The sequence below is a fragment of the Campylobacter sp. RM16188 genome, assembly GCF_012978795.1.
Lineage (GTDB): Bacteria > Campylobacterota > Campylobacteria > Campylobacterales > Campylobacteraceae > Campylobacter_A > Campylobacter_A canis.
In genome coordinates, this window is the sequence record NZ_LIWQ01000003.1 from 60,176 (window position 1) to 80,945 (window position 20,770).

General features: G+C 38.9%; 24 protein-coding genes. 6 read left to right on the forward strand and 18 right to left on the reverse strand.

Going from position 1 to position 20,770, the window contains the following annotated elements:
* Nucleotides 1-24: 24 nt before the first annotated feature.
* From CDOM16188_RS02315 to CDOM16188_RS02325, 3 genes are read right to left on the reverse strand one after another with little or no spacing between them, the layout of a single operon-like run.
* Entirely contained in the window at nucleotides 25-2,478 is a 2,454-nt protein-coding gene (locus CDOM16188_RS02315) for an RND family transporter (protein WP_172198155.1), read from the reverse strand.
* A gap of 5 nt (nucleotides 2,479-2,483) precedes the next feature.
* Entirely contained in the window at nucleotides 2,484-3,074 is a 591-nt protein-coding gene (locus tag CDOM16188_RS02320; protein ID WP_172198158.1) for an ABC transporter substrate-binding protein, read from the reverse strand.
* Between the two features lies 1 nt (nucleotide 3,075).
* Nucleotides 3,076-3,765 carry a VacJ family lipoprotein gene (locus CDOM16188_RS02325; RefSeq protein ID WP_172198161.1) on the reverse strand — a complete coding sequence of 230 codons (690 nt, stop codon included), beginning with the start codon at nucleotides 3,763-3,765 and terminating at the stop codon, nucleotides 3,076-3,078.
* A gap of 228 nt (nucleotides 3,766-3,993) precedes the next feature.
* Here CDOM16188_RS02325 and CDOM16188_RS02330 point away from each other — a divergent pair, with 228 nt between their 5' ends.
* The 6 genes from CDOM16188_RS02330 to CDOM16188_RS02355 all read left to right on the forward strand — a co-directional run bounded on the left by CDOM16188_RS02330 (nucleotide 3,994) and on the right by CDOM16188_RS02355 (nucleotide 8,023).
* The gene (locus CDOM16188_RS02330; RefSeq protein ID WP_169941235.1) at nucleotides 3,994-4,776 is read left to right on the forward strand and encodes a TOBE domain-containing protein; all 783 of its coding nucleotides are present in this window, start codon (nucleotides 3,994-3,996) and stop codon (nucleotides 4,774-4,776) included.
* Between the two features lie 2 nt (nucleotides 4,777-4,778).
* Entirely contained in the window at nucleotides 4,779-5,525 is a 747-nt protein-coding gene (gene modA, locus CDOM16188_RS02335) for a molybdate ABC transporter substrate-binding protein (RefSeq protein ID WP_172198165.1), read from the forward strand.
* Nucleotides 5,525-5,920, forward strand: coding sequence for a molybdopterin-binding protein (locus CDOM16188_RS02340; RefSeq protein WP_172198168.1), 396 nt, complete (start codon nucleotides 5,525-5,527; stop codon nucleotides 5,918-5,920). Before modA ends, CDOM16188_RS02340 begins: the two co-directional genes overlap by 1 nt.
* A complete protein-coding gene (locus tag CDOM16188_RS02345; protein ID WP_172198171.1) occupies nucleotides 5,913-6,782 on the forward strand; it encodes an ATP-binding cassette domain-containing protein in 870 nt (289 codons plus the stop codon). The genes CDOM16188_RS02340 and CDOM16188_RS02345 overlap by 8 nt, the downstream gene beginning before the upstream one ends.
* Nucleotides 6,775-7,455, forward strand: coding sequence for a molybdate ABC transporter permease subunit (gene modB / locus CDOM16188_RS02350; protein ID WP_172198174.1), 681 nt, complete (start codon nucleotides 6,775-6,777; stop codon nucleotides 7,453-7,455). The genes CDOM16188_RS02345 and modB overlap by 8 nt, the downstream gene beginning before the upstream one ends.
* Nucleotides 7,456-7,549: 94 nt before the next feature.
* A complete protein-coding gene (locus CDOM16188_RS02355; RefSeq protein WP_172198177.1) occupies nucleotides 7,550-8,023 on the forward strand; it encodes a redoxin domain-containing protein in 474 nt (157 codons plus the stop codon).
* A 36-nt stretch (nucleotides 8,024-8,059) separates the two neighbouring features.
* On the opposite strand, the gene CDOM16188_RS02360 is transcribed toward CDOM16188_RS02355, so the two are convergent.
* The 15 genes from CDOM16188_RS02360 to CDOM16188_RS02430 all read right to left on the reverse strand — a co-directional run bounded on the left by CDOM16188_RS02360 (nucleotide 8,060) and on the right by CDOM16188_RS02430 (nucleotide 20,768).
* A complete protein-coding gene (locus tag CDOM16188_RS02360) occupies nucleotides 8,060-8,689 on the reverse strand; it encodes an NAD(P)H-dependent oxidoreductase (RefSeq protein ID WP_172198180.1) in 630 nt (209 codons plus the stop codon).
* Between the two features lie 104 nt (nucleotides 8,690-8,793).
* Entirely contained in the window at nucleotides 8,794-9,441 is a 648-nt protein-coding gene (locus tag CDOM16188_RS02365) for an NAD(P)H-dependent oxidoreductase (RefSeq protein ID WP_172198183.1), read from the reverse strand.
* Between the two features lie 40 nt (nucleotides 9,442-9,481).
* Entirely contained in the window at nucleotides 9,482-9,712 is a 231-nt protein-coding gene (locus CDOM16188_RS02370) for a hypothetical protein (protein ID WP_172198186.1), read from the reverse strand.
* Entirely contained in the window at nucleotides 9,709-9,984 is a 276-nt protein-coding gene (locus tag CDOM16188_RS02375) for a hypothetical protein (protein WP_172198189.1), read from the reverse strand. The genes CDOM16188_RS02370 and CDOM16188_RS02375 overlap by 4 nt, the downstream gene beginning before the upstream one ends.
* Complete coding sequence (locus CDOM16188_RS02380) at nucleotides 9,984-10,283, reverse strand: YqjD family protein (protein WP_172198192.1); 300 nt, start codon at nucleotides 10,281-10,283, stop codon at nucleotides 9,984-9,986. The genes CDOM16188_RS02375 and CDOM16188_RS02380 overlap by 1 nt, the downstream gene beginning before the upstream one ends.
* A 220-nt stretch (nucleotides 10,284-10,503) precedes the next feature.
* Nucleotides 10,504-12,054, reverse strand: a complete 1,551-nt coding sequence (locus tag CDOM16188_RS02385; protein WP_172198195.1) for a disulfide bond formation protein B — start codon at nucleotides 12,052-12,054, stop codon at nucleotides 10,504-10,506.
* A gap of 10 nt (nucleotides 12,055-12,064) precedes the next feature.
* Nucleotides 12,065-12,232, reverse strand: coding sequence for a hypothetical protein (locus CDOM16188_RS02390; protein ID WP_169941209.1), 168 nt, complete (start codon nucleotides 12,230-12,232; stop codon nucleotides 12,065-12,067).
* 459 nt (nucleotides 12,233-12,691) lie between these two features.
* Entirely contained in the window at nucleotides 12,692-13,711 is a 1,020-nt protein-coding gene (gene selD, locus CDOM16188_RS02395) for a selenide, water dikinase SelD (protein ID WP_172198198.1), read from the reverse strand.
* A complete protein-coding gene (gene yedF, locus CDOM16188_RS02400) occupies nucleotides 13,711-14,307 on the reverse strand; it encodes a sulfurtransferase-like selenium metabolism protein YedF (protein WP_172198201.1) in 597 nt (198 codons plus the stop codon). Before yedF ends, selD begins: the two co-directional genes overlap by 1 nt.
* Nucleotides 14,308-14,476: 169 nt before the next feature.
* Nucleotides 14,477-14,665: a sodium-dependent tyrosine transporter gene (locus CDOM16188_RS02405; protein ID WP_169941203.1), complete on the reverse strand. Its 189-nt coding sequence runs from the start codon at nucleotides 14,663-14,665 to the stop codon at nucleotides 14,477-14,479.
* 27 nt (nucleotides 14,666-14,692) lie between these two features.
* On the reverse strand, nucleotides 14,693-15,418 hold the full coding sequence (locus CDOM16188_RS02410; RefSeq protein ID WP_169941201.1) for a winged helix-turn-helix domain-containing protein: 726 nt from the start codon (nucleotides 15,416-15,418) through the stop codon (nucleotides 14,693-14,695).
* The gene (gene fdhD, locus CDOM16188_RS02415; protein WP_172198203.1) at nucleotides 15,415-16,197 is read right to left on the reverse strand and encodes a formate dehydrogenase accessory sulfurtransferase FdhD; all 783 of its coding nucleotides are present in this window, start codon (nucleotides 16,195-16,197) and stop codon (nucleotides 15,415-15,417) included. The genes CDOM16188_RS02410 and fdhD overlap by 4 nt, the downstream gene beginning before the upstream one ends.
* Nucleotides 16,198-16,409: 212 nt before the next feature.
* Entirely contained in the window at nucleotides 16,410-17,315 is a 906-nt protein-coding gene (locus CDOM16188_RS02420; protein ID WP_172198206.1) for a formate dehydrogenase subunit gamma, read from the reverse strand.
* Nucleotides 17,312-17,932: a formate dehydrogenase FDH3 subunit beta gene (fdh3B, locus tag CDOM16188_RS02425; protein ID WP_169941195.1), complete on the reverse strand. Its 621-nt coding sequence runs from the start codon at nucleotides 17,930-17,932 to the stop codon at nucleotides 17,312-17,314. Before fdh3B ends, CDOM16188_RS02420 begins: the two co-directional genes overlap by 4 nt.
* Nucleotide 17,933: 1 nt before the next feature.
* A complete protein-coding gene (locus tag CDOM16188_RS02430) occupies nucleotides 17,934-20,768 on the reverse strand; it encodes a formate dehydrogenase subunit alpha (RefSeq protein ID WP_172198209.1) in 2,835 nt (944 codons plus the stop codon).
* Nucleotides 20,769-20,770 lie beyond the last annotated feature (2 nt).

A 20,770-nucleotide genomic window follows, 5' to 3' on the forward strand; every position in this document is an offset into this window, starting at 1 on the left:
GCTTAACTCAAAAGCTAAATTTACTTACTTAACAACACTTTTTGCATAAAACGTATGAATAAGCGCAGGTAAAAGCACAAGCGCTCCAAGTAGCATCATAACCATAACCAAATCGGTAAGCAATCCAAAATAAATAGTCGGGATAAAGTTACTCGTAACCATCACGCTAAAGCCTAAAAATATCGCAAAGGAAGTATAATACATCGCGTAACCTATGCTTGCGTGCGAGGCTTTTATACTCTCCGCCACGCTCTTGCTTCGGCGTTCTTCGCGGTATCTATGGATATAATGAATAATATCATCCACACCGATACCGATACTTATGGAAGCTATAGTAATACTCATGATATCAAGCGGAATCGCTGCCGCGCCCATCACTCCAAAGACTACACAAAGCGGGATGATATTTGTGATAATGCTGATAATCGCAAGTTTTACACTCTTAAAAATAACGCAAAATATCATAAAAAGAGTTAAAACGACAAAACCGAAAGAATCAATCTGCGAGTAAATAAGGCTTTGAAGCATATTGTTATAAAGCACCATTGCGCCGCTTATCTCGACTTTTACGTTATCGTCCTTGGTTAAATTTACGATCTCGCTTTCAAGCGTTTTTAAAAACTCGTCTCGTCTAAGCCTCTCATCAGAGTCAATAGTCCTAAGCGAAAATCTGACTTGATTACCCGCGATGCTAACATAAGGGCTTAAAATGATATCTTTATAAATTTCAGGCATCTGCTCATACATAACGCTTAGCAAGAAATCATCAATCACTCCGTCGTTTAAAATTTCAATGATCTCTAAAAGCGTGCCAAGACTTGAAACCTTTCCGACAAATTCCTTGCCTTCAAGATGAGTATGCACTTTTTTTACGATGTTCATCTTATGACTGTTAAACCAATACTTAGCCTCGTTTTCATTAGCCTTAAACTCATCTTCAAATTCATCTTTCGCTTCGTTTACGCCTTCGTCTTTACTTGTGTCTTTAAATGTTATAAGCACATCCACAGGCACCGTGCCGCCGAGTTTAGTGTCGATTATCTGCATGCCTTTGTTGATCTCGGTTGAGCTTTTAAAATACTCAATAAAGCTATTTTCAACGCGAAGTTTTGAAATTCCGTAAATTCCAAAAGCAAGCATAAGTCCGCTTACGGCAAAAACGGCAAATTTGGATTTCAGAGCAAAATTTGCACAAATTTTAGTAAAGTTAAATTTGCTCTCAAACGTCCTAACGGGAGCGAGCTTATCAAGAAGAGAGACTACGCTACCAAATAATAAAAATGCAAGCACAAGCGAAATGGATATGCTTGTACTCATCATCACGCCAAGCATTATAACGGGTTTTATGTCGGAAAACGCAAGCGATAAAAAGCCGATAACGGTCGTAAATATTGCAAAGAAAGATGGCTGAAATTTATCCCTAAGCGTTAGATATACAAGCTGGTGCTGATTTAAGCTCGGCTTGGTTATAAAAAACTCCCTGTAGCTAACCGTTAAGTGAATCACAACCGAGATAGTAATGATAAGCTGAAGAGCTATGAAATTTGACGAGATAACCGTTATCTCCCAGCCCAAAAAGCCAAAAAGCCCTGTCGCAAAAATCACACTAATCGCGCATATAAATATAGGTAGCACGATCCAGCGAATTTGCCTAAAAAAGAGCCAAAGGCTAAATATCAAAAGCAAGGCGACGCTTATACCGTAAGTATAAAGATCTGATTTTACAAAGCTTACCATGTCGCTTGCGATCATATTTACTCCGCCTAAAAACAGCGTCTCATCGCCTCTAAATTTATCTATCACGCCTCTTATATGCTCTATACTAGCCTGCTCTTTTGCGCGCAATGAGTCTCGATAGGATTTAAAATCAATATTTACGCTTTTTAAATTTTGCTTATCGCCTTTGCTTAAAGTACCGTTTAGTTCTTTATTTAAGAGCAAATTTCTAGCGTTTAAAAGCTCCGTGTATCTTTTATCGTCTTTTAAATTTAAGATGATTGCCGTTGTTTTTAGATCCTTGCTTACAAGGGCGTTTGTATATAGCGGACTGCTTGCAAATTCCTGCTTCACGGCGGTTTTATTTATATCTTGATCTTCAAGAGTAGGAACTCGCTTTACGATATCGCTAAGCGAACCGCCTGAGCTTTGAAGCAAAGGGACATTTAGTATGGATACGACATTTTTAACAAGCTCGTTTTGCTCAAATTCGCTTGATAAATTTCTAATCTTTTCAAGCGTAACGTCATCTAAAAGCTCGTTTTTTGGAGTGTATGCTACAACTAAGTAGTTAGGGCTTGCATATCTTTTAGCAACATCCCTAAACAAAGCTAAGTCTTTATCGTTTTCAAGCAAAAGCGTCTCAGTGGAGGCATCAACGGCAAGTTTTGTGGAAAAATATCCAAAAACAAGTGTTAAAAGCAAGACTGAGACAATAACTCGCTTAGGATAAAAAACGATAAATTTAAAGATGGATTTCATTAAATTTACTTGCTATCCTCGGGTAAATTTACGCTTTCTAACCTTTTTAGCAAATCATCAAAGCTTCCGTTTTCAAGCAAGCTTCCAAACTGACTTCGATAAGTCTGAACTATACTAACGCCTAAAATATCAAGGTCGTATATAAGCCAACCGCGCTCTTTAGCGTCATAAAATTTATAGACAAAAGGATAGCTTTTGCCTTCGCTTACAACCTCGCCGTTTAGCCAGTATCTTTTATCGTTTGGTTTTGTGTGCTCTTTTAGATTTATCTCTTGGTCGTTATAGCTTAAAAGCTTATCTACATACGAGCTTTTAAGTCTTGTTTCAAACGCCTTGTCAAACTGCTGCTTTTGAGTATGACTTAAGGCGTCGTATCGCTTTGAAAGGCTTATTTTAGCCATTTGTTTATAGTCAAAAAATGGATCAAATATAGCAAAAATTTTATCGGCTTTTTGATCGTTGTTTAAACCCTTATCCTTTAAAATCGAAATAGCGTTTTTTGTTGCCGCCTCAACACTTGGCTTTATCTCACTCTCGGTTATAGCATAAAGTGAAACGCTTAAAAACAAAGCGCAAATAATTTTAAAAAATTTCATCTTATTCCTTTATCAAATAATTACGACGCTGTTCGTATGCATCGCGTAAAAACGGATATAAATCAACTGCGTCTTTTTTTAAATTTTCATAAGCATCAGGATCAAGCGACCATGAGTTGCCCCTTCTGTAAATTTGAATAACGCTCGCCCTTGAACTAGGATTTATATAGCTTATAGGATCGGCGAAATAATCTCCGGCTAAGCCCACTATATCGCGTAAATTTGAAGGTCCCAAAATCGGCAAAACCACGTGAAAACCGCTTCCGACACCCCAATATCCAAGAGTTTGTCCAAAATCTTCATCATGTCTTTGCAAATCATAGTATTTAGCCCCGTCGGTTAGTCCGCCAAAGCCTATTATCGTATTTGCGACAAACCTAAGCGTCTCTTCGCCCGCTTCTTTAAATTTAAATTGAAGCAAGTTGTTTACAAATCTAAGAGGAAATAAAAGATTATCAAAGAAATTTCCGGCAGCTTCTCTTGCGGGCTGCGGAACTACGTAGTTGTAACCTCTTATGGCGGGATTAAAAATATTTACGTACAAAAAGTCATTTACGTTTGTCATTACTCTATTGTATCCCGAAAGCGGATCAAACACCTCAGTCTTATCTTTGAATTCATCGTCGAATTCATCAATTTCATTTCCAAAAACCAAAACAAAACCAAGCATTAAAGATATAAAAATTTTCATAGCTTCCTTTCAAACTGCTAATATTAGCAAAATAATTATAACAAAATCAAAAATATTAAATTTTAAAGCTATACGAATTTATAAAATCTTGTTTAGATCGAAGTATTTGAGTTTTGCTTTAAGTTGCTTTTTATATATACTATTTTATACTTAAAAGCTTTTTTATATATAAACCGATTAAAGCTAGGATTACAATTAAATATATAAATATAATATAAGGGATAAGAAATGAAAGCAGATATAAGTTTAGAGTTATTTTTAGATAGCGGAGTGCCTGTTTTAACAAAGCATATAAATTTGCTAAAAGCGATTGACGAGACAAAAAGCATAACTAAAGCAGCCGAATTCGTAGGCATTTCATACAAAAACGCCTGGGATAGCCTAGATGCGCTAAACAACCGCTCGGATAAGCCTCTAATAGCCCGCATGCAAGGAAATAAAAAAAACAGCGGAAGCGAGCTAACCGAATACGGCAGAAAGATGATCAGCCTATATGAAGCTATGCTTGAGTCGCAAAAAATATTTTTAGAAAAAGTATGTGCAAACATAGATATCTCTACTGCCGAAATAGCAAATTTACAACGTATGAGTATGAGTTTAAGCGCTAGAAACCAACTATCGTGCGAAATAATTGAGATAAAAACAGGAGCGGTAAGCTCTGAAGTAGTAGCAAAACTCTCAAATGATGAAATTTTAAGAGCAGTCATAACCGTAGAATCCGAAAAGAGCTTAAATTTGCAAGTCGGCAAAAAAGTAGTATTTATATTTAAAGCCCCAAGCGTTATGCTTGCCAAGGACGAAAATCTAAATATAAGTGCGGCAAATCAGCTAAAAGGCAAGGTGATAGAGGCCAAAATCGGCTCGGTAAGCGCTGAAATAGTCCTTGAGATAAACGATCATCAAACCATCACCGCAATCATAACAAAAGATAGCGCAATGGAGATGAAAATAGGCGTTGGCGACGAACTAACAGCCTTAATTAAATCAAGTCAAATCATAATAGGAGTATAAAAATGAAAAAAACTTTCTTTTCGTTAGTTTTAGCGGCAATCGCGACTTTTAATCTAAACGCTGGCGAGATCAACGTCTTTGCCGCAGCAAACGTAACTTATGCGTTTGATGAGCTAAAGGCTGAATTTGCCAAGACAAATCCGGACACAAAAGTAAACGTAACGCTTGGCGGAAGCGGCGCTTTGACAACTCAGATCAAAAACGGCGCACCTGCTGACGTATTTATGGCGGCAAATATGAAATTTGTTGAAACTCTCGATGAAGCTGGCTTTTCTGCGACTCGTCCGATAGTTTATGCTCAGGGTGCGCTTGCGCTATTTAGTATCCGCGACATAGATTTTACAAAAGGCATCAAAGCGGTTGAGGGATTAAAAGCCGTTGCTATCGCACTTCCCGAGTCAGCTCCTTACGGCAAGGCAAGTATTGAAGCGCTTAAAAAAGATGGAATTTTTGATAAAGTTGAAAAAAACATCATCTACACAAAATCGATTTCAGAGGCTCTAAGCTCGGCTCTTAGCGCAGCAGACGCCGGATTTATCGCAGCTAGCGCGATGTATGATCCAAAAATGGCCAAGTATAAAGAGGGTAAAAATTTCATCCTAGTTAATCCTGCTCTTTACACTCCGATCGATCAAGGCGTAATCCTTCTAAAACGCGGCGAAAACAACCCTGAAGCCAAGGCGTTTTACGACTTTATCCTAAGCGAAAAAGCAAAAGAGATCTTTAGAAAATTCGGATACAACATATAATGATAAAGGCCCAAGTTTCAAATATAACCGGTAGCGAGGATGTAAATCTCTTTGAATTTACTTCAGGCGAGATGAAATTTTATATGCTTGGGCTTGAAAATTTAGATGAGTTTAAAATAGGCGATAGCGTAAAACTCGCCTTTAAAAGCTCAGACGTCATCATCGCAACGACTCCTTTGAAAAACTGCTCGCTTACAAACGAGATAAAAGCGACAATCTCAAATTTAACCAAAGGCAATATCACAAGCGTTTTGCATTTAAAGTCTTTAAATTTCGAATTTGAAAGCATAATAACGACAAAATCTTGCGAGAGGTTAAATCTTAAACAAAATGACGAAATTTACGCTTACGTAAAAGCCACTTCACTTTATATCAGCGATAAAAACCGTGATTGAATTTAGATGCAAAAAGACCTTAAACGGGTCTAGCGGACAGTTTTGCCTTGACATTGATCTAGATATCAAAAAGGGCGAATTCGTAGCACTTTACGGCAAAAGCGGAAGCGGCAAAACTACACTTTTACGCTTGCTTGCAGGCTTTGAAACCCCTGATAGCGGAGTGATAAAAGTTAAGGACAAATTCTTTTTCAATGCTGGCAAATCATTGCCGCCTCAAAAGAGAAATATAGGATTTTTGTTTCAAGATTACGCTCTTTTTGAAAATATGAACGTGCTTAAAAATTTGCTTTTTGCAAACAATGATTTAAAGCTTGCAAACCACTTGCTTGATCTGGTTGAGCTAACATCGCTTAAAAACGCTCAAATTTCAAAGCTCTCAGGCGGTCAAAAGCAGCGTGTGGCGCTTGCAAGGGCACTTATGCGAAAGCCTGAGATCATGCTGCTTGACGAGCCGCTTTCCGCGCTTGATATATCTATGCGCGAAAAGTTGCAAGACTATCTGCTTAAAATTCACCGCGAATTTGATATGACGACCATCTTGGTAAGCCACGACATAGCTGAAATTTATAAACTTACTTCAAAGGTATTCGTCCTGAGCGAAGGTGTAATAGAGCGCTGCGGAAGCGCCGGCGAGATATTTTTAAAGCACTCAAATTCTCAAAAGCTTAGCTTTCATGCCAAAATTTTAGAAATTCAAAAGCGCGACTGTATCTATGTTGCGATCACTCTTGTCGGACAGCAGCTTTGCGAAGTAGTCTTAAGCCATCAGGAAGCGGCAAATCTAAAAGCGGGCGATGAGGCTACGCTTAGCGCAAAAGCATTTGCGGCAACTCTTAGAAAAAGCAAAAGCGATGTTTGATATATCAAGTATTGATTTTACACCGTTTTATCTATCGTTAAAACTTGCTTTTGTCACGACGATTATATTGTTTTTTGCCACTCTGCCGCTTGCCTACTGGCTAAGCAGATCAAATTTCAAAGCCAAACCGATAATCGAGTCTATAGTGGCTCTCCCGCTTGTTTTGCCACCATCGGTGCTTGGATTTTACATGCTTGTATTTCTTTCGCCATACAATTTCTTTGGCAAATTTATGGAAGAAAATTTCGATATACGCTTGGTTTTTAACTTCTCAGGACTTGTTATAGCAAGCTGTATCTACTCGCTTCCGTTTATGTTTCAGCCGTTGCAAGCCGGGTTTTCAAGCCTACCAAAGAGCCTTTTTGAGGCAAGTTATTCACTGGGTAAAGGCAAATGGGCTACGCTTTTTATGGTTGCATTGCCAAATATCAAGCCTTCGCTTTTAACTGCGCTTATCGTTAGCTTTGCCCATACTTTGGGCGAATTTGGTGTAGTACTGATGATAGGAGGAAGTGTCGGTGATAAGACAAAGGTCGCAAGCATAGCCATTTACGAAGCGGTCGAGCTGATGGATTATCAAAAAGCGCATATTTACTCAGCGCTCATGCTCATAATCAGCTTTGCCGTGCTGTTTTTGGTTTATTTCTTTAACGCTAAACAGAAAAAAGCCTAAATTTTAAGCTCAAATTTTACTAATTGCAGCTTTACCCGCGCAGCTTTAGCGCAAATTTATGCTATCATAAAATCAAATTTAACAAGGATAAAGCATGAGCGTAAAAGATATAAACGGAAACGAAATTGATTTTTTAGAACTGATTAAAAATAAAAACTGCGTTTTAATCGTCTATCCCAAAATGGGCGAGAGCGGCAAATTCCTACCTGAAGAGCTAAAGCAGACAAAAGGCTTAACGGGTTGTACAAACCAATGCAAAGCTTATGAAGCTAATTTAAAAGAGATTGAAAAATTTGGATTTGAAGTTATCGCGCTTGGGGCTTTAAACGTAGCAAAAACGAAAGAATTTAAAGAGGCTTTAGGCGTGAATTTCAGCTTTTTCAGCGATGAAAATTTTAATCTTGCGGATAAATTAAATTTAAAAACCTTTAGCACGGGTGACGGAAAGAAATTTTATCACCGTCAAACTCTAATCATAAAAAAAGGCAAAATTTTAAAGCGATTTGATCTTGTAGCAAACCCCGAAGAAGACGCGCTAAATACTCTAAAAACTCTAGCTGAAATTTAAGAGGCGAACATATAAATCGCCTCTTTGTTTCTTAAGCTATTTTATCCAAGTAACCACATCGCTGATTTTGCGGCGATATTTTGGTGGTTGAGGATTTAGACGATATCCAAAAGGTATCATCACGGCGACACGCTGTTTGGTCGTATCAAGATTTAATACTTTATTTAAAGCGTCCGCGTCAAATCCTTCTATAGGGCAACTGTCTATACCGAGAGTTGCGGCTGCGGTCATCATATTTGCAGCGGCGATGTAGCACTGCTTGCTTGACCAGTGATATGTAAGTTCGTCGTCATTTTTGAAATTTGCAGTTAGAAAATCTTGATAAAATTTCTCTCTTTGAGCGATTAGCTCAGGTTCCTTATCAACTCGTCTTGCGATGATCTTTTTTATGTATTCGTTTCCCGGTTTTACTTCAGATATCTTTGCCAGTATCACAAGAAGGTGCGAGCAAGAGGTCATCTGAATCTGATTCCAAGATACTTCACGGATCTTTTGTCTTAAATCCGCATTTTGCACGACAAGAAAATCCCACTGCTCAAGCCCTGTCGAGCTTGGGCTAAGCCTTCCGGCTTCTAAGATAAGATCAAATTCATCATCGCTTATTTTTTTATTTTCATCAAAAATTTTGCAAGCGTGGCGAAAATTCATAGCTTCTAAAAAATCCATACAAACTCCTTTATAAAATTTACAAAATCATATAAAAAAGGTATTGATTTCTAGCTTAATGCTAAAAGGCTAAATAGATGAAAATTAAGTTTAAGAATATAAATTTAATCTATCCATTTGACTACATCGCTCATTTCACGGCGATATTTTGGCGGTTGAGGATTTAGACGATATCCAAACGGCACAATGATAGCAACGCGATGTTTAAGTGGATCAATTCCTAAAATTTTACCCACCTCATCACGCTCAAAGCCCTCCATCGGACAACTATCTATGCCGATACTTGCAGCGGCATTCATCATATTTAGCGCAGCGAACAAGCACTGCTCATGAGACCACTGAAAAATTATCTCGTCGTTGTTTTGAAGCTTTTGATGAAGTCTCATCTTGTAAAATTCCTCTTTAGCCATACGATCTTGCTCGGAACTAAAAGCAAGACGATCAATCATCTTATCGATATACTCGCTTCCGCTTTTTAATTCGGCAATCTTAGCAAGCACGACAACAAGATGAGAGCAAGTAGTTATCTGAGGCTGACCCCATGATTTTTCTTTTATCTTTTCACGCAAAGCTTTGTTTTGCACTACAAGAAAGTCCCACTGCTCAAGTCCGAGCGAGCTTGGACTAAGTCTGCCCGCCTCAAGGATGAACTCAAAATCAGCTTTTCTGATCTTTTTATTTTCATCAAAAATTTTGCAAGCGTGGCGAAAATTTATGATTTCTAAATAGTCTTTATTGTTCAAAGCGTCCATGTAGTCTCCTTATCGTAGATAAATTTACGCGATGAGTTGATTATCTTTTAAAAAGTTTAACCAAGGCAGGCATGATTAAATTTCTATCTATGAAGCTTATCAATGCGTCAGCGATTCTGCCTTGGTTTATAAATTTAAGCTCGTTTGAGACATCAAATCCGGGATCGTTTAAAAGCAGTCTTAATTTAGCCTCTTCAAGCCTTAATCGTTTTTTATTGCTATCTCTTCCTTCAAGCATAGATACTACTACGCTTAACTTTTCTTTTGTCATTTTGTTTTCCACAGCGCAACCCTATAAAAAATAAATGCCGAAATAAAAGCTATACAAGCGGTAGTCAAATATGCCGCAACTTCGTTAAACATCGAAACTAAGAGTATGTTTAGCCCTATGAGGAAAAACACAAATCCTATTATCGCTAAAATATGCGCCACCACAAGTATCAAAAAGCTATCGGCACTCTTAAAAAAAGAGTGCCTGATATCATCTGCTTGGGCTTCTACTAGCTCTGCGACAGAGACTAGGAATTCAGATATATTTGCCATTATTTTTTAAGTATCCAACCTATTAAAAACCCAACACCTGCGGCTATCGCAACGCTTTTAATCGGATCTTCTTTGATCGTATCATTTACGGTTTCTATACCGTCTTTGCCTTTTGCCTTAAGATCGTCGATGTATTTTTTGATCTCTTCGGTATCCAAGTGATCTAAAATTTTATCTTTGCCGGCTTCAATCTGCTTGGCTCCGATATCTTTTATAGACTTAACTATATCTTTTAGATCCGTTTTTAGCGAATCGATATCTTTTTTTAAACTCTCTAAATTTAAATCTTGTGCAGCCATTTTACATCCTTTTATTTGAAATCTTTCAGACTTGCCGTGCATTCAAAACAACAAATCCTTAAGTTTCACTTTACAATAGCTTTGATAACACTTATTAAATCAAAACAAAATTTGAACATATTCTAACCGCAATTTAACAAAAAGAAACAAATTGAAAATTTAGGATTTTAAAAGAGGGATTTGAGCGGTCAAAATTCGCCGCTCAAATTTAAATTTTTAATTACATTAAAGGATTGTCAAGCTCGACAACTTCTACTTTGCCGTCTTTATGAGCTAGAGTAAATAAGCTATCTCCCTTTATGGCAAGTCCTGATATATCACCGATCTGAGGCATCTCATAAGCGTCAATAATCTTTGCACTTGCAAGATCGATCACAAGCAAGGTGTTGTAGTTTTTAGAGTATGCTAAGAATTTACCGTCAGTTATATCACCTGCCGTTACGTAATAATCCTTAATATCACGCTTTTCTTTAAGAGCAAGCGAGGAAGTGATGATAGTTTCGCCGCTTAGCAATCTATCTTTAGTATCAACTTTTATAAGTATCATGCCTTTAACACGATCATTTGGCACGGATATCATATACATAAAATTGCTGTTTTGATCCTTGCTTAGAGTTAGAATGTATTGTTTTTTGGCTCTTATAGTAAGAAGTGCCGGACGATCGGTATGCCAAGGCATCTCAAGTCCTCCGGTGGTCTCGCGGAACGTTACCCACTCTTTATAAGGATCAATCTTGTCTTTTGATACTTGTTTCACTGCAAAAATCGTCTTATTAAACCCTGAAGTTACTAACATATCGCCTACGAAAGTTGAAGCGACTGATTTTTTGATATTTCTGCCGTTTGGCTTATCTATGATGGCATGAGCTATCTCTTTGAAATTCGCATCGGTAAAATAAACACTTCCTTCGGTGTTTGAGATACCGAATACATCGTCTTTAGCGTTATAAGCAAGTCCTGATGTAACACCCTTGCCAAAAATTCCTTTTGTAGTAAACGGAAGCGGGAAGCTATTTTTAACAGCTATGGCAGGTTTTATATCCATAAAAGCACCGTCTTTAGCGTTTACGCTAAATTTAATGCTCTTTTCTTTTGGTTCGCCAGCTATAAACGGATCCTCAACTACGTTTGAGCCTGTAAATGAAAACGGCTTTTCAAATCTCTTCCAAACGCCTGCAGTCCAAGTGTTATTTAGGCTTATTCTTTCAGGGCTTCCCTTACCGCTATATGGAGGGTATCCTGCCGAAATAAGCGCTTGAACCGCGTTTGAAAGAACTACGATAAGGCTAAGTGCGATAACGAAGCTTGAGTATTTAGAAAGCGGTTTTATACGAGTATGCTCTCTTGATATATCTTCGGCTACTACTTTATCTTTTGCAAATAGCATGAAAATTCCCATTACGACAACCACAACCCAATATACTAAAATTCCCCAAGTATAGGTGTGAGCGCCGAAAATATCTCCGCCAAAGCCCATACCGACATCTCTATACACACTAAAGCTTGCATGACGAAGCGTCATAAATATACCGTAAGCCGCCGCAAATAAAATAGCCGCGATATATCTTGCTCTAAGTCCGTATCTAAGTATCAGGATCCCTGCTCCTCCTACTACCACCATACCCATTCTCTCCCACCAGCAAAGCGTGCACGGACCTTCGCCGATCACATATCCAAGATAAAAATTTGCGATTCCAACAGGTATAGCAAGCACTAAAAGTACTGCCGTCGCCATAAAAAAGTCAAAATTCTTTTCGTTAAAAAATCCCACTTTTCACCTCCTAATAAGCCGCATAAGGTAGCAACGACGGCCAACTAGCGATAAAAAACATAATAAAGCAAACCGCCGTACCAAGCACGAACGCACCAAACGCAAGCCCCTCTTTTTCAGGCTTCTTCCAAGCAATAAAAATAGAAAGAGCAAAGAATAAAAATCCCAACAATTCCATATTTATTGTCTCCTTTCTTAATATTTTTAAAATTAACTTGCTGATTTTATTTTAAATTTATTTATATCTTTCTTAAAGAGCTTCTCTTGTAAAAGATATACTTTAATTTCATATTTTAATATCATAATCTTGTATCATTTTATAATAAAATACGCACTAAAAAGAGTATTTTATAATATAAATTTCAGATATCAAGACAAAATTTATAAGCATTAACGGTTTTAAAGTTTATATTTTGATTATGAATATCAATAGTTTTTAAATAATAGTGGGGTATGATATATATTTTAAATTAACATATTTATTTCATAAATTTTATATTATATTTCATATTAAACTTAAAATATTATATATTAGTTACTACTTTTCCGAGTTAAATTTGCCACAAGACCGACAAGAGGATAAATTTATTTCAGGATACCAAAAGCGATAAAGATATATACAAAGTCTAAAGTGGCATTAAACCAATCTGATACCGCAACTGCCGCTTTTTACTACGCCAACTGTTTGGCTCATCTCATATCCTGCTTCTTTTAGTCGTTTAAGAGCCAAAACTGCATGTTTTTCACTAACTGCAAGCAAAAGTCCGCCTGAAGTTTGAGCGTCGTAAAGCAACATATCAGCCTCCTTGCCGCTTACAAATTTACTAGCAAATTCGCGGTTTTTATAACTTCCCGCAGGCAAAAGTCCCATCGCTGCAACATCCTTGGCACTGGATAAAATCGGGACTTTATCAGCAAGAATTTCAAAGCTTATATCAGCTCTTAGCATCTCGCTCAAATGCCCTAAAAATCCAAATCCCGTTACATCAGTCGCCGCATTAACGCAAATTTCGCTCATCGCCTCTACTGCATAAAAATTTAGCTGAGCCATATAGCTAGCAGCCTCTTTGATTTGATCCAAATTTAGCATATCGGCTTTTATAGCTGTGCTTAAAGCTCCCATTCCAAGCGGCTTTGTAAGGATCAGCAAATCACCCTCGCAAGCCGTATTATTCGCCCAAAATTTATTCGGTCTAACGCTTCCTGTTACGCTAAGTCCGTAATACATCTCTTTGGTCTCTATCGTGTGCCCGCCCACAAGAGCGCCGCCGCACTCACGCACTTTACTTAACCCGCCTTGCAGAATTTCGCTTAAAATTTCAGGCTCAAGGTTGCAACTATCAAAACCGACGATATTTAATGCGTTTATTACCTTTGCGCCCATTGCAAATATATCGCTTAGCGAATTTGCCGCGGCAATCTGCCCATAAAGATACGGATCATCCACAACAGGAGTTATAAAGTCAAGTGTCTGCACAAGCGCAAGCTCGTCGTTTATCTTAAATACGCTTGCATCCTCGTTGGTGTCTATGCGAGTAAGCAAATTCGGATGGGCCAGATCAAGCTTGCCGATACTTTTGTTGAGACCCGACGGGTCCAGTTTGGCAGCTCAACCCGCAGCGGATACGAATTTAGTGAGTCTTTTATCGTTATACATCATAGCTTTATCACATCGTATTTATCAAGCAAACTCACGACTTCATACGCGTTTGTCATCTCGCCGATACTTAATTTATCAACTAGTTTATAAGCCTCCAAACAGCTTCCGCAACTTAGAATTTTTACGCCTGCTCTTTCAAGCTCTTTTAGAGGAGTAAAGCTGACGTGTCCGCGGTCAGTCGTCATTTTAACTGCGTTATTTACGCAAATCACCGCATAAGGCTTGGTTTCAAGCTGAAGAAGAGCGCCTATAAATTTACTCATAAGTCCTACGCCCACGGCTCCGCTTCCTGCGTGCTCTTCGTTTATATACACAACTTTGCCTGCCTTGCTGGGAGTTTTGCAAAGAAATTCATCAAAATTTTCACTCTTTATCTCAGCCCCGCTTTTAACGGCTCTAATTATCACTTCATCATTATCTTCGGTCATAGTAAATTTGATATTTTGAGAAGTTAAAAAGCGACTGATATTTTCTTTTGGAGCTACGGCATTTACTAAAATTTCTAAAATTTCGCCGTTTTTTAGCTCATTTAGCGCGTTTTTCGTGTTTATAACAGGCTGCGGACACTCTAAATTTCTACAATCTATTTGCATATTTTTCCTTTTTACTGTCTCTTCAAACCGGCTCTAGCCGATAAACCTTGAAGCTTAGAAGTGATTATAACATTTTAAATTTTAAATAGTTAAAAGAGATTTGTGAATTTTATTAGAAATGATTTTAGAAGTGACGGCGCCCGGGTTTATTGAGCGCCTTTTGTGGTTGTTATTTGTTGATAAAGTTTTTCTCAAGCCATTCGATAGCTTTTGCTTCGCTTTCGAATTTTCCGCTCTTTGCAACTTGATTTTGACCCTCATAGAAGCGAATTCTGATACCGTCTTGAACGCTATCAACTTTTACTCTGGTGATCTTATCTTTGTTAAGATAGACTCTGTCGTTTAGTTTGATATACATATTTTCTCCCTTGTATAAATTTGGTTATTATTTCTCTTCTTTTTTTATAAACAGCTCTTTAAAGCGCTTGTTTGCATACTCTTCGATATCGGCTTGAAGCTGCTTATAGGCGTTAATAAGCTCATAAGCTCTTTCATTTAGCGTAGTTCCCGCGTTATCCCCGCCGCCTTGCTTTGTGTTTACAAGATCTTCTTTCATATTTTTTTGTAAAATTTGCAGGTGATTCCAGCATTTTTTATAATTCATTCCTAAAATTTCAGCCGCTTTTGAGATCGAGCCCACTTGAGCTATTACTTCAAGAACTTCGGTTTTACCTTTGCCAAAGATTAATTCGCCTTCTGCGTTTTCTATCCATGTTTTAGTTTTTACTACCATTTTCTTGCCTTTTTTTTCTTTAAAACAGCCTAGTTTGCAGTACTTGACATCTATTTTATAATCTTTTAAAGTTGAGCGAATTTTCTTTAAGCCGACCCCTTGCGCCGCATTTCTTCCATCGGCGCAAAATATTCTTCTTTTATCATCCAAAAACGGCTCAAGCTTGGACAAAACCTCTACGCTTCCACTATCACAATCAAGCTTTCCAAACTGTCCAAGCTCGCAGTTATCGATCTTAACACCGATATCCGTAGCTATCTTGCCAACTTCTTCTATAGGTGTGTTTGTCTTGGCTGAAATTTTAAAAGCCGAACCGCAATCAAGTCTACCGTTTGAATTCAGCAGATCATTTATCAAATTTTCGACCTCTTTACTCATCCTATAATCCTCTCAAGACCGCTATAAACGTTCATATTTTCACCCCTTGCAAATCCGCAAAGAGTAAGGTTAAATTTACGCGCTATCAGCACTCCAAGGCTAGTCGGAGCCGTTCGAGAAATAAGTGCCGGCACTCCATGCATAACGGCTTTTGCCACCATTTCAGAGCTTAATCTTCCGCTAACCATCAAAAACGTCTTGCCAAGATCAACTCCTGCTAAACAGGCCTTGCCTACGGCTTTATCAATAGTGTTATGCTGAGCGATATCCTCTCCGATAAAGAAAGTATTTTCATCCACATAAAGCTTTGCCGTATGCACACAGCCCGTCATCTCATAAAGCTCGCACTGCGTGTAAAACTGTCCCATCTGCTTTAAAATTTCATCTTTTTTAAATTTGACATCGGCTTTTACGACTCTTGCCGCCATCGCCTCTGGATCGATGTTGGCGGTTTGTCCTCTACCGCATCCGCTTATGATGATAGCTTCTTCATCAAAGCGCTCCATACTCTTTTCATTTACTTTTGCGGCTATTTTGACCATAAGTCCGTCATCCTCAAGCCTAACTTCGCTTATATCTTTTGGACTAGCTATTATATTCTCGCTTATAAGATAACCTACGGCAAGTGCTTCTTGATCCACAGGTGTCGCCATCATAGCACCGAAGCGTTTGTCGTTGATCTGAATTTCAAGCTTGATCTCACGAACCAAAATATCATCTTTTAAAATTTGCTCATCACCTTTAAATTTAGTGATTTGCGTAGTATAAATCGGTTGCATCGACTTCCTTTAAATTTTAATAAAACATAGTTATTCTATTAAAATTTACATTTGAATTGTATTAGATTTTAACTTAAATAAAGCATAAAACTTAAACTTATTTTATATCGTAATATTGGGTATCTTGAAGCTATTTGTTATGATTTTTTAGCACATTTCTTAAATTTTAAATTTAAAGGGAATTTGAATCCAAATTCCCCTGTTTATAAATTTTAAATTTGACCTTTACTTTGAAGCTCTTTATACCAATAGCTATGAAGTATAGCCACCTCTTCTTCCTCTTTATAGCCCGTAACCATAGACCAAATCGCTCCGTGAATAGCGATTGCAGCCATATAGATATGCACAAAGAAGAAAGTAGCGCAAACTATACCAAGTATGTTGTGGATGATAGCTGAAAGTCTAAGAACCTCTATCTGACTCATTCCAAGCCAGCCTGCAACGTTTGGAGTTGAGAAGTCTAGGAAATACATCGATGCTCCCGTTGCTATCATGACAAGACCGCCGGGAATCGCTATCCAATACCACGCCTTTTGACCGGCGTTAAATTTACCCGCAGGTACAGGTCGCTTAACCTTTGAAAGATAACCGCCCACTATCATCATCCATTTGATGTCATAGATCGCAGGAAGCATTCTTTTTGTCCAGTAAATCATCATCGGAGGCACGGAAACCGCAAAGATAATAGTTGCTATACCGTGCAAATTCTTACAGACTCTAACAAAAGTTCCGCCACCAAACAGATCGCCCCACATCATGATTATGCCCGTTGGGACAAGCACTATCCAAGATACCGCCGCAAGAGCGTGAGATACGCGCTCAATCACTCCAAAAGCGTAAATTTTCTTTCCGTCATGGCTAAAATGCTTTGGACCTATGATCAAAAAGTGAAGAACAAAGGCAAACACAACGGCGGCAAGTATAGCAACTACGCCAAACGCGAAATAGTCATTTCCTTGGATAAAAGTAAAAAGCGGACCGAAGCCGTCTTCGTAAGGCTTGATGTTTTCTACTCTACCAGCAGCCCATATGTTGCTATCATATTGATTGGTGCTGGTTGCAGAACTAGCCATCAAAGCTCCAAAAGCCATAGAAAGAAAAACAAAAATTCTTGTCATACTCTATCCTTTGTGTAGTAAGCGATCTTCCAAGAAGGCGATTCTTTGATATTTTTTACACCGTATCCTCTTGCGCTTACTCTATCTTGATAAATTTGCTCAATTATATCAGATTCTCCCACAAGCAAAGCTTTAGTAGAACACATAGCCGCACAAACAGGAACTTTACCCTCAGAAATTCTGTTTTGTCCATACTCTTCGCGCTCATGTTCGCTATTTGTAGGCTCAGGACCTCCGGCGCACATCGTACACTTATCCATAGAACCCTTAACGCCAAATACGCCGCTTTTTGGAAACTGAGGAGCACCAAAAGGACAAGCATACAAGCAGTATCCGCAGCCTATGCAAATTTCTTTATCATGAAGAACGATTCCGTCATTTCTTATATAAAAACAATCAACAGGGCAAACCAAAGAGCACGGAGCGTCTTCGCAGTGCATACAAGCAATAGAAGTCGAAACCTCTTTGCCAACTACGCCCTCGTTTAAGGTTATAACACGGCGGCGGCGAACTCCCATAGGAAGCTCATGCGCTTCGTCGCACGCTACCGAACAACCGTTACAATCGATACATCTATCATCATCGCAATAAAATTTAAGTCTTGTTATCGCACTCATCTTACGCCTTTTCTATGCGGCATAAACCGCCTTTTGTCTCTGGAATTTGAGTAACTATGTCATAACCATAGTTTGTTATCGTATTTGCGCTTTCGCCCCAAGCGTATGGTTTGGTTCCTTCAGGGAAATTTCCCGTCATATCAACACCTTGCATAACGCCTGTAAAGTGAAACGGCAAGAATATCATACCAGGAAGAACCGAATGTACAAGTCTGGCCTTAACCTTGATCTTAGTTCCTTCAGGAGAGTGTATCCACATCATATCGCCGTTTTTAAGCTGATATTTTGCCGCAAGATCAGGGTGTATATCACAAAACATCTCAGGGGTTAAACGAGCCAAATACATACTGGCTCTATTTTCCATTCCAGCACCGTTTAGGTTTACAAGCCTTGCGGTGATCAAATTTATAGGGAATTCTTTAGCAAAATCCTTGCTTTGTTGTAAGCTCTCGTATTTTGTAAATACGCGGTAGTGATTTGGCTTATCTTTAAAGCTTGGATACTTCTTAGCAAGATCCGTTCTTGGAGAGTGAATCGGCTCTCTGTGCATAGGAATTTGATCTGCAAATGTCCACACGACAGCTCTTGCTCTTGCGTTTCCGTAAGGAGCGATGCCTTTTTGCATACACTTTTCAGCTATTATATTGCTATCGTCAGTCGCCCAAGTAGCTCCCATCTTGGCTTTTTCTTCTTCTGTTAAAGTAATACCCAAAACAGACTCTATATTCTCTTTGGTAATCTGAGGATATCCGCCTTTTACTACCGAATCCACAGGCGCAGAGCCGTCGGCTGCAAGTTGATTTACGCCGTTATGTTCTAAACCGAAGCGATTTCTAAAGCCCATACCGCCTTCGGTTACAGACCTGTTTATATCGTACAAATTTGGACTTCCGCAGTGACTTGTAGTCCAGCAAGGCCACGGTAACCCGTAATATTCGCCCTCTACAGGTGTGCCCTTTTTACCCATAAGAGTTTTTTCATCAAATTTATCCCAGTTTTCTTGATGTTTTTTCAGTCTCTCAGGAGTCCAGCCTGTAAGTCCGATACTTTTTACTATGCTTGCAATTTCTCTAGTAGCAGCTTCAGGCCACTCGATATTACCGTTTTCATCACGGATAGTTCTGGTTAGTTCGTCATAAAATCCTATGCGCTTAGCAAGCTCAAATAAAATTTCTTGATCCTGCTTACTTTCAAACAGAGGCTCAACCGCTTGAGATCTCCATTGACCGCTTCTATTGGTAGCTACAACCGAACCGCTTGACTCAAACTGAGTTGCAGAAGGAAGTAAGAATATATTATCTTTTTTGTTTGTTATGATACCCGCTTCATTTACGAAAGGATCGGCTAGTATTAAAAGCTCAAGATTATCAAGTCCTTCTTGAACCTTTACTTGCTGAGCGGTAGATGTGATACCGTTTCCTATTACAAACAGCGCTTTTAAACTGGTTCCTGCATTATCTATCGGATCGTTTCCGTTCTTTCCGTCAAGCGGTCCCGCCCACCAGCGAGCAAGAGTAAAGCCCGGTTTAAACATCCACTCAGGTTTTACGAAATTTCCTTGCAGCCACTCGTAATCAACCTTCCACATCTTAGCAAAATATTTCCAAGAGCCTTCATTCTTAGAATAATATCCAGGCAAGCTGTCAGGAGCGTTTGCCATATCGCTTGCGCCTTGAACGTTATCATGTCCGCGAAGGATGTTACATCCACCGCCGCTTACGCCCATATTGCCAAGTATTAGCTGAAGTATAGGAGCTATACGAGTGTTTGAGCTTCCTATAGTATGCTGAGTTAGACCCATAGCCCAGACAACAGAGCCCGGTCTGTTTTTAACAAAAACTTCCGTTATCTCTTTTAGCGTGCTAGCTTTTACTCCCGTTACATCTTCAACAACTTCAGGAGTCCATTTTTTAGCCTCTTCACGGATAAGATCTATACCGTAAGTTCTATCTTCTATGAATTTTTTATCTTCCCAGCCGTTTTCAAAGATTAAATGCATCATTCCATACATAAACGGTATGTCCGTTCCTGGACGAATTTGAGCGAAATAATCGGCTTTTGCCGCAGTTCTTGTATATCTAGGATCTACAACTATTAGCTTAGCTCCGTTGTTTTCCTTAGCTTTTAAAAAGTGTCTAAATCCCACAGGGTGATTAACTGCCGGATTTGAGCCTATTATAAATATAGATTTCGCGTTTTGGATATCTCCAAGGTGGTTTGTCATAGCGCCGTAACCCCAAGTATTCGCCACACCGGCGACTGTTGCACTATGTCAAATTCTAGCTTGATGATCCAGGTTGTTCGTTCCAAACATAGCAGCGAATTTGCTTATATAGTAGCTTTGTTCGTTGCTAACTTTGGCAGAACCAAGAAACATCACTTGCTCCGGATTTTCCTCTCTATATTTTTTAAGTTGAGCACCTATTCTGTCAAGCGCTTCTTCGTAGCTTATTCTTTTCCACTTTCCGTTTTCTTTAACCATAGGGTATTTAACGCGACAATGAGAGCGAACCATATCGATCATATCGCTGCCCTTACAGCAGTGTCCGCCTGCACTTACAGGGTGGTCTTGAGCTACTTCTTGACGAACCCAAACGCCGTTTTCAACTTCTGCTATAACTCCGCATCCTACAGAACACGCCGTACAAACGCTTTTTACAATTCGAGAATTAGAAAATGGATTTTTCATCTCCTCGTTGCTTGCCTCTCTAGTTACTCCGCTCGCGGCAAGTCCGCTAACAGAGCCAATAGCCGTAGCAAGCGATGCCATCTTGAGAAACGATCTACGACCGATTCTGTTTGGCGCAAGTGTGCTAGGTGTATTAGCTTGCGACATAT

Excerpts from the sequence above, each read along its gene's own strand:
- CDOM16188_RS02315 (WP_172198155.1), bottom strand. The coding sequence starts at position 2,478 with ATGAAATCCATCTTTAAATTTATCGTTTTTTATCCTAAGCGAGTTATT.
- CDOM16188_RS02320 (WP_172198158.1), bottom strand. The coding sequence starts at position 3,074 with ATGAAATTTTTTAAAATTATTTGCGCTTTGTTTTTAAGCGTTTCACTT.
- CDOM16188_RS02325 (WP_172198161.1), bottom strand. The coding sequence starts at position 3,765 with ATGAAAATTTTTATATCTTTAATGCTTGGTTTTGTTTTGGTTTTTGGA.
- CDOM16188_RS02330 (WP_169941235.1), top strand. The coding sequence starts at position 3,994 with ATGAAAGCAGATATAAGTTTAGAGTTATTTTTAGATAGCGGAGTGCCT.
- modA (WP_172198165.1), top strand. The coding sequence starts at position 4,779 with ATGAAAAAAACTTTCTTTTCGTTAGTTTTAGCGGCAATCGCGACTTTT.
- CDOM16188_RS02340 (WP_172198168.1), top strand. The coding sequence starts at position 5,525 with ATGATAAAGGCCCAAGTTTCAAATATAACCGGTAGCGAGGATGTAAAT.
- modB (WP_172198174.1), top strand. The coding sequence starts at position 6,775 with ATGTTTGATATATCAAGTATTGATTTTACACCGTTTTATCTATCGTTA.
- CDOM16188_RS02355 (WP_172198177.1), top strand. The coding sequence starts at position 7,550 with ATGAGCGTAAAAGATATAAACGGAAACGAAATTGATTTTTTAGAACTG.
- CDOM16188_RS02360 (WP_172198180.1), bottom strand. The coding sequence starts at position 8,689 with ATGGATTTTTTAGAAGCTATGAATTTTCGCCACGCTTGCAAAATTTTT.
- CDOM16188_RS02365 (WP_172198183.1), bottom strand. The coding sequence starts at position 9,441 with ATGGACGCTTTGAACAATAAAGACTATTTAGAAATCATAAATTTTCGC.
- CDOM16188_RS02370 (WP_172198186.1), bottom strand. The coding sequence starts at position 9,712 with ATGACAAAAGAAAAGTTAAGCGTAGTAGTATCTATGCTTGAAGGAAGA.
- CDOM16188_RS02375 (WP_172198189.1), bottom strand. The coding sequence starts at position 9,984 with ATGGCAAATATATCTGAATTCCTAGTCTCTGTCGCAGAGCTAGTAGAA.
- CDOM16188_RS02380 (WP_172198192.1), bottom strand. The coding sequence starts at position 10,283 with ATGGCTGCACAAGATTTAAATTTAGAGAGTTTAAAAAAAGATATCGAT.
- CDOM16188_RS02390 (WP_169941209.1), bottom strand. The coding sequence starts at position 12,232 with ATGGAATTGTTGGGATTTTTATTCTTTGCTCTTTCTATTTTTATTGCT.
- yedF (WP_172198201.1), bottom strand. The coding sequence starts at position 14,307 with ATGCAAATAGATTGTAGAAATTTAGAGTGTCCGCAGCCTGTTATAAAC.
- CDOM16188_RS02405 (WP_169941203.1), bottom strand. The coding sequence starts at position 14,665 with ATGTATATCAAACTAAACGACAGAGTCTATCTTAACAAAGATAAGATC.
- CDOM16188_RS02410 (WP_169941201.1), bottom strand. The coding sequence starts at position 15,418 with ATGAGTAAAGAGGTCGAAAATTTGATAAATGATCTGCTGAATTCAAAC.
- fdhD (WP_172198203.1), bottom strand. The coding sequence starts at position 16,197 with ATGCAACCGATTTATACTACGCAAATCACTAAATTTAAAGGTGATGAG.
- CDOM16188_RS02420 (WP_172198206.1), bottom strand. The coding sequence starts at position 17,315 with ATGACAAGAATTTTTGTTTTTCTTTCTATGGCTTTTGGAGCTTTGATG.
- fdh3B (WP_169941195.1), bottom strand. The coding sequence starts at position 17,932 with ATGAGTGCGATAACAAGACTTAAATTTTATTGCGATGATGATAGATGT.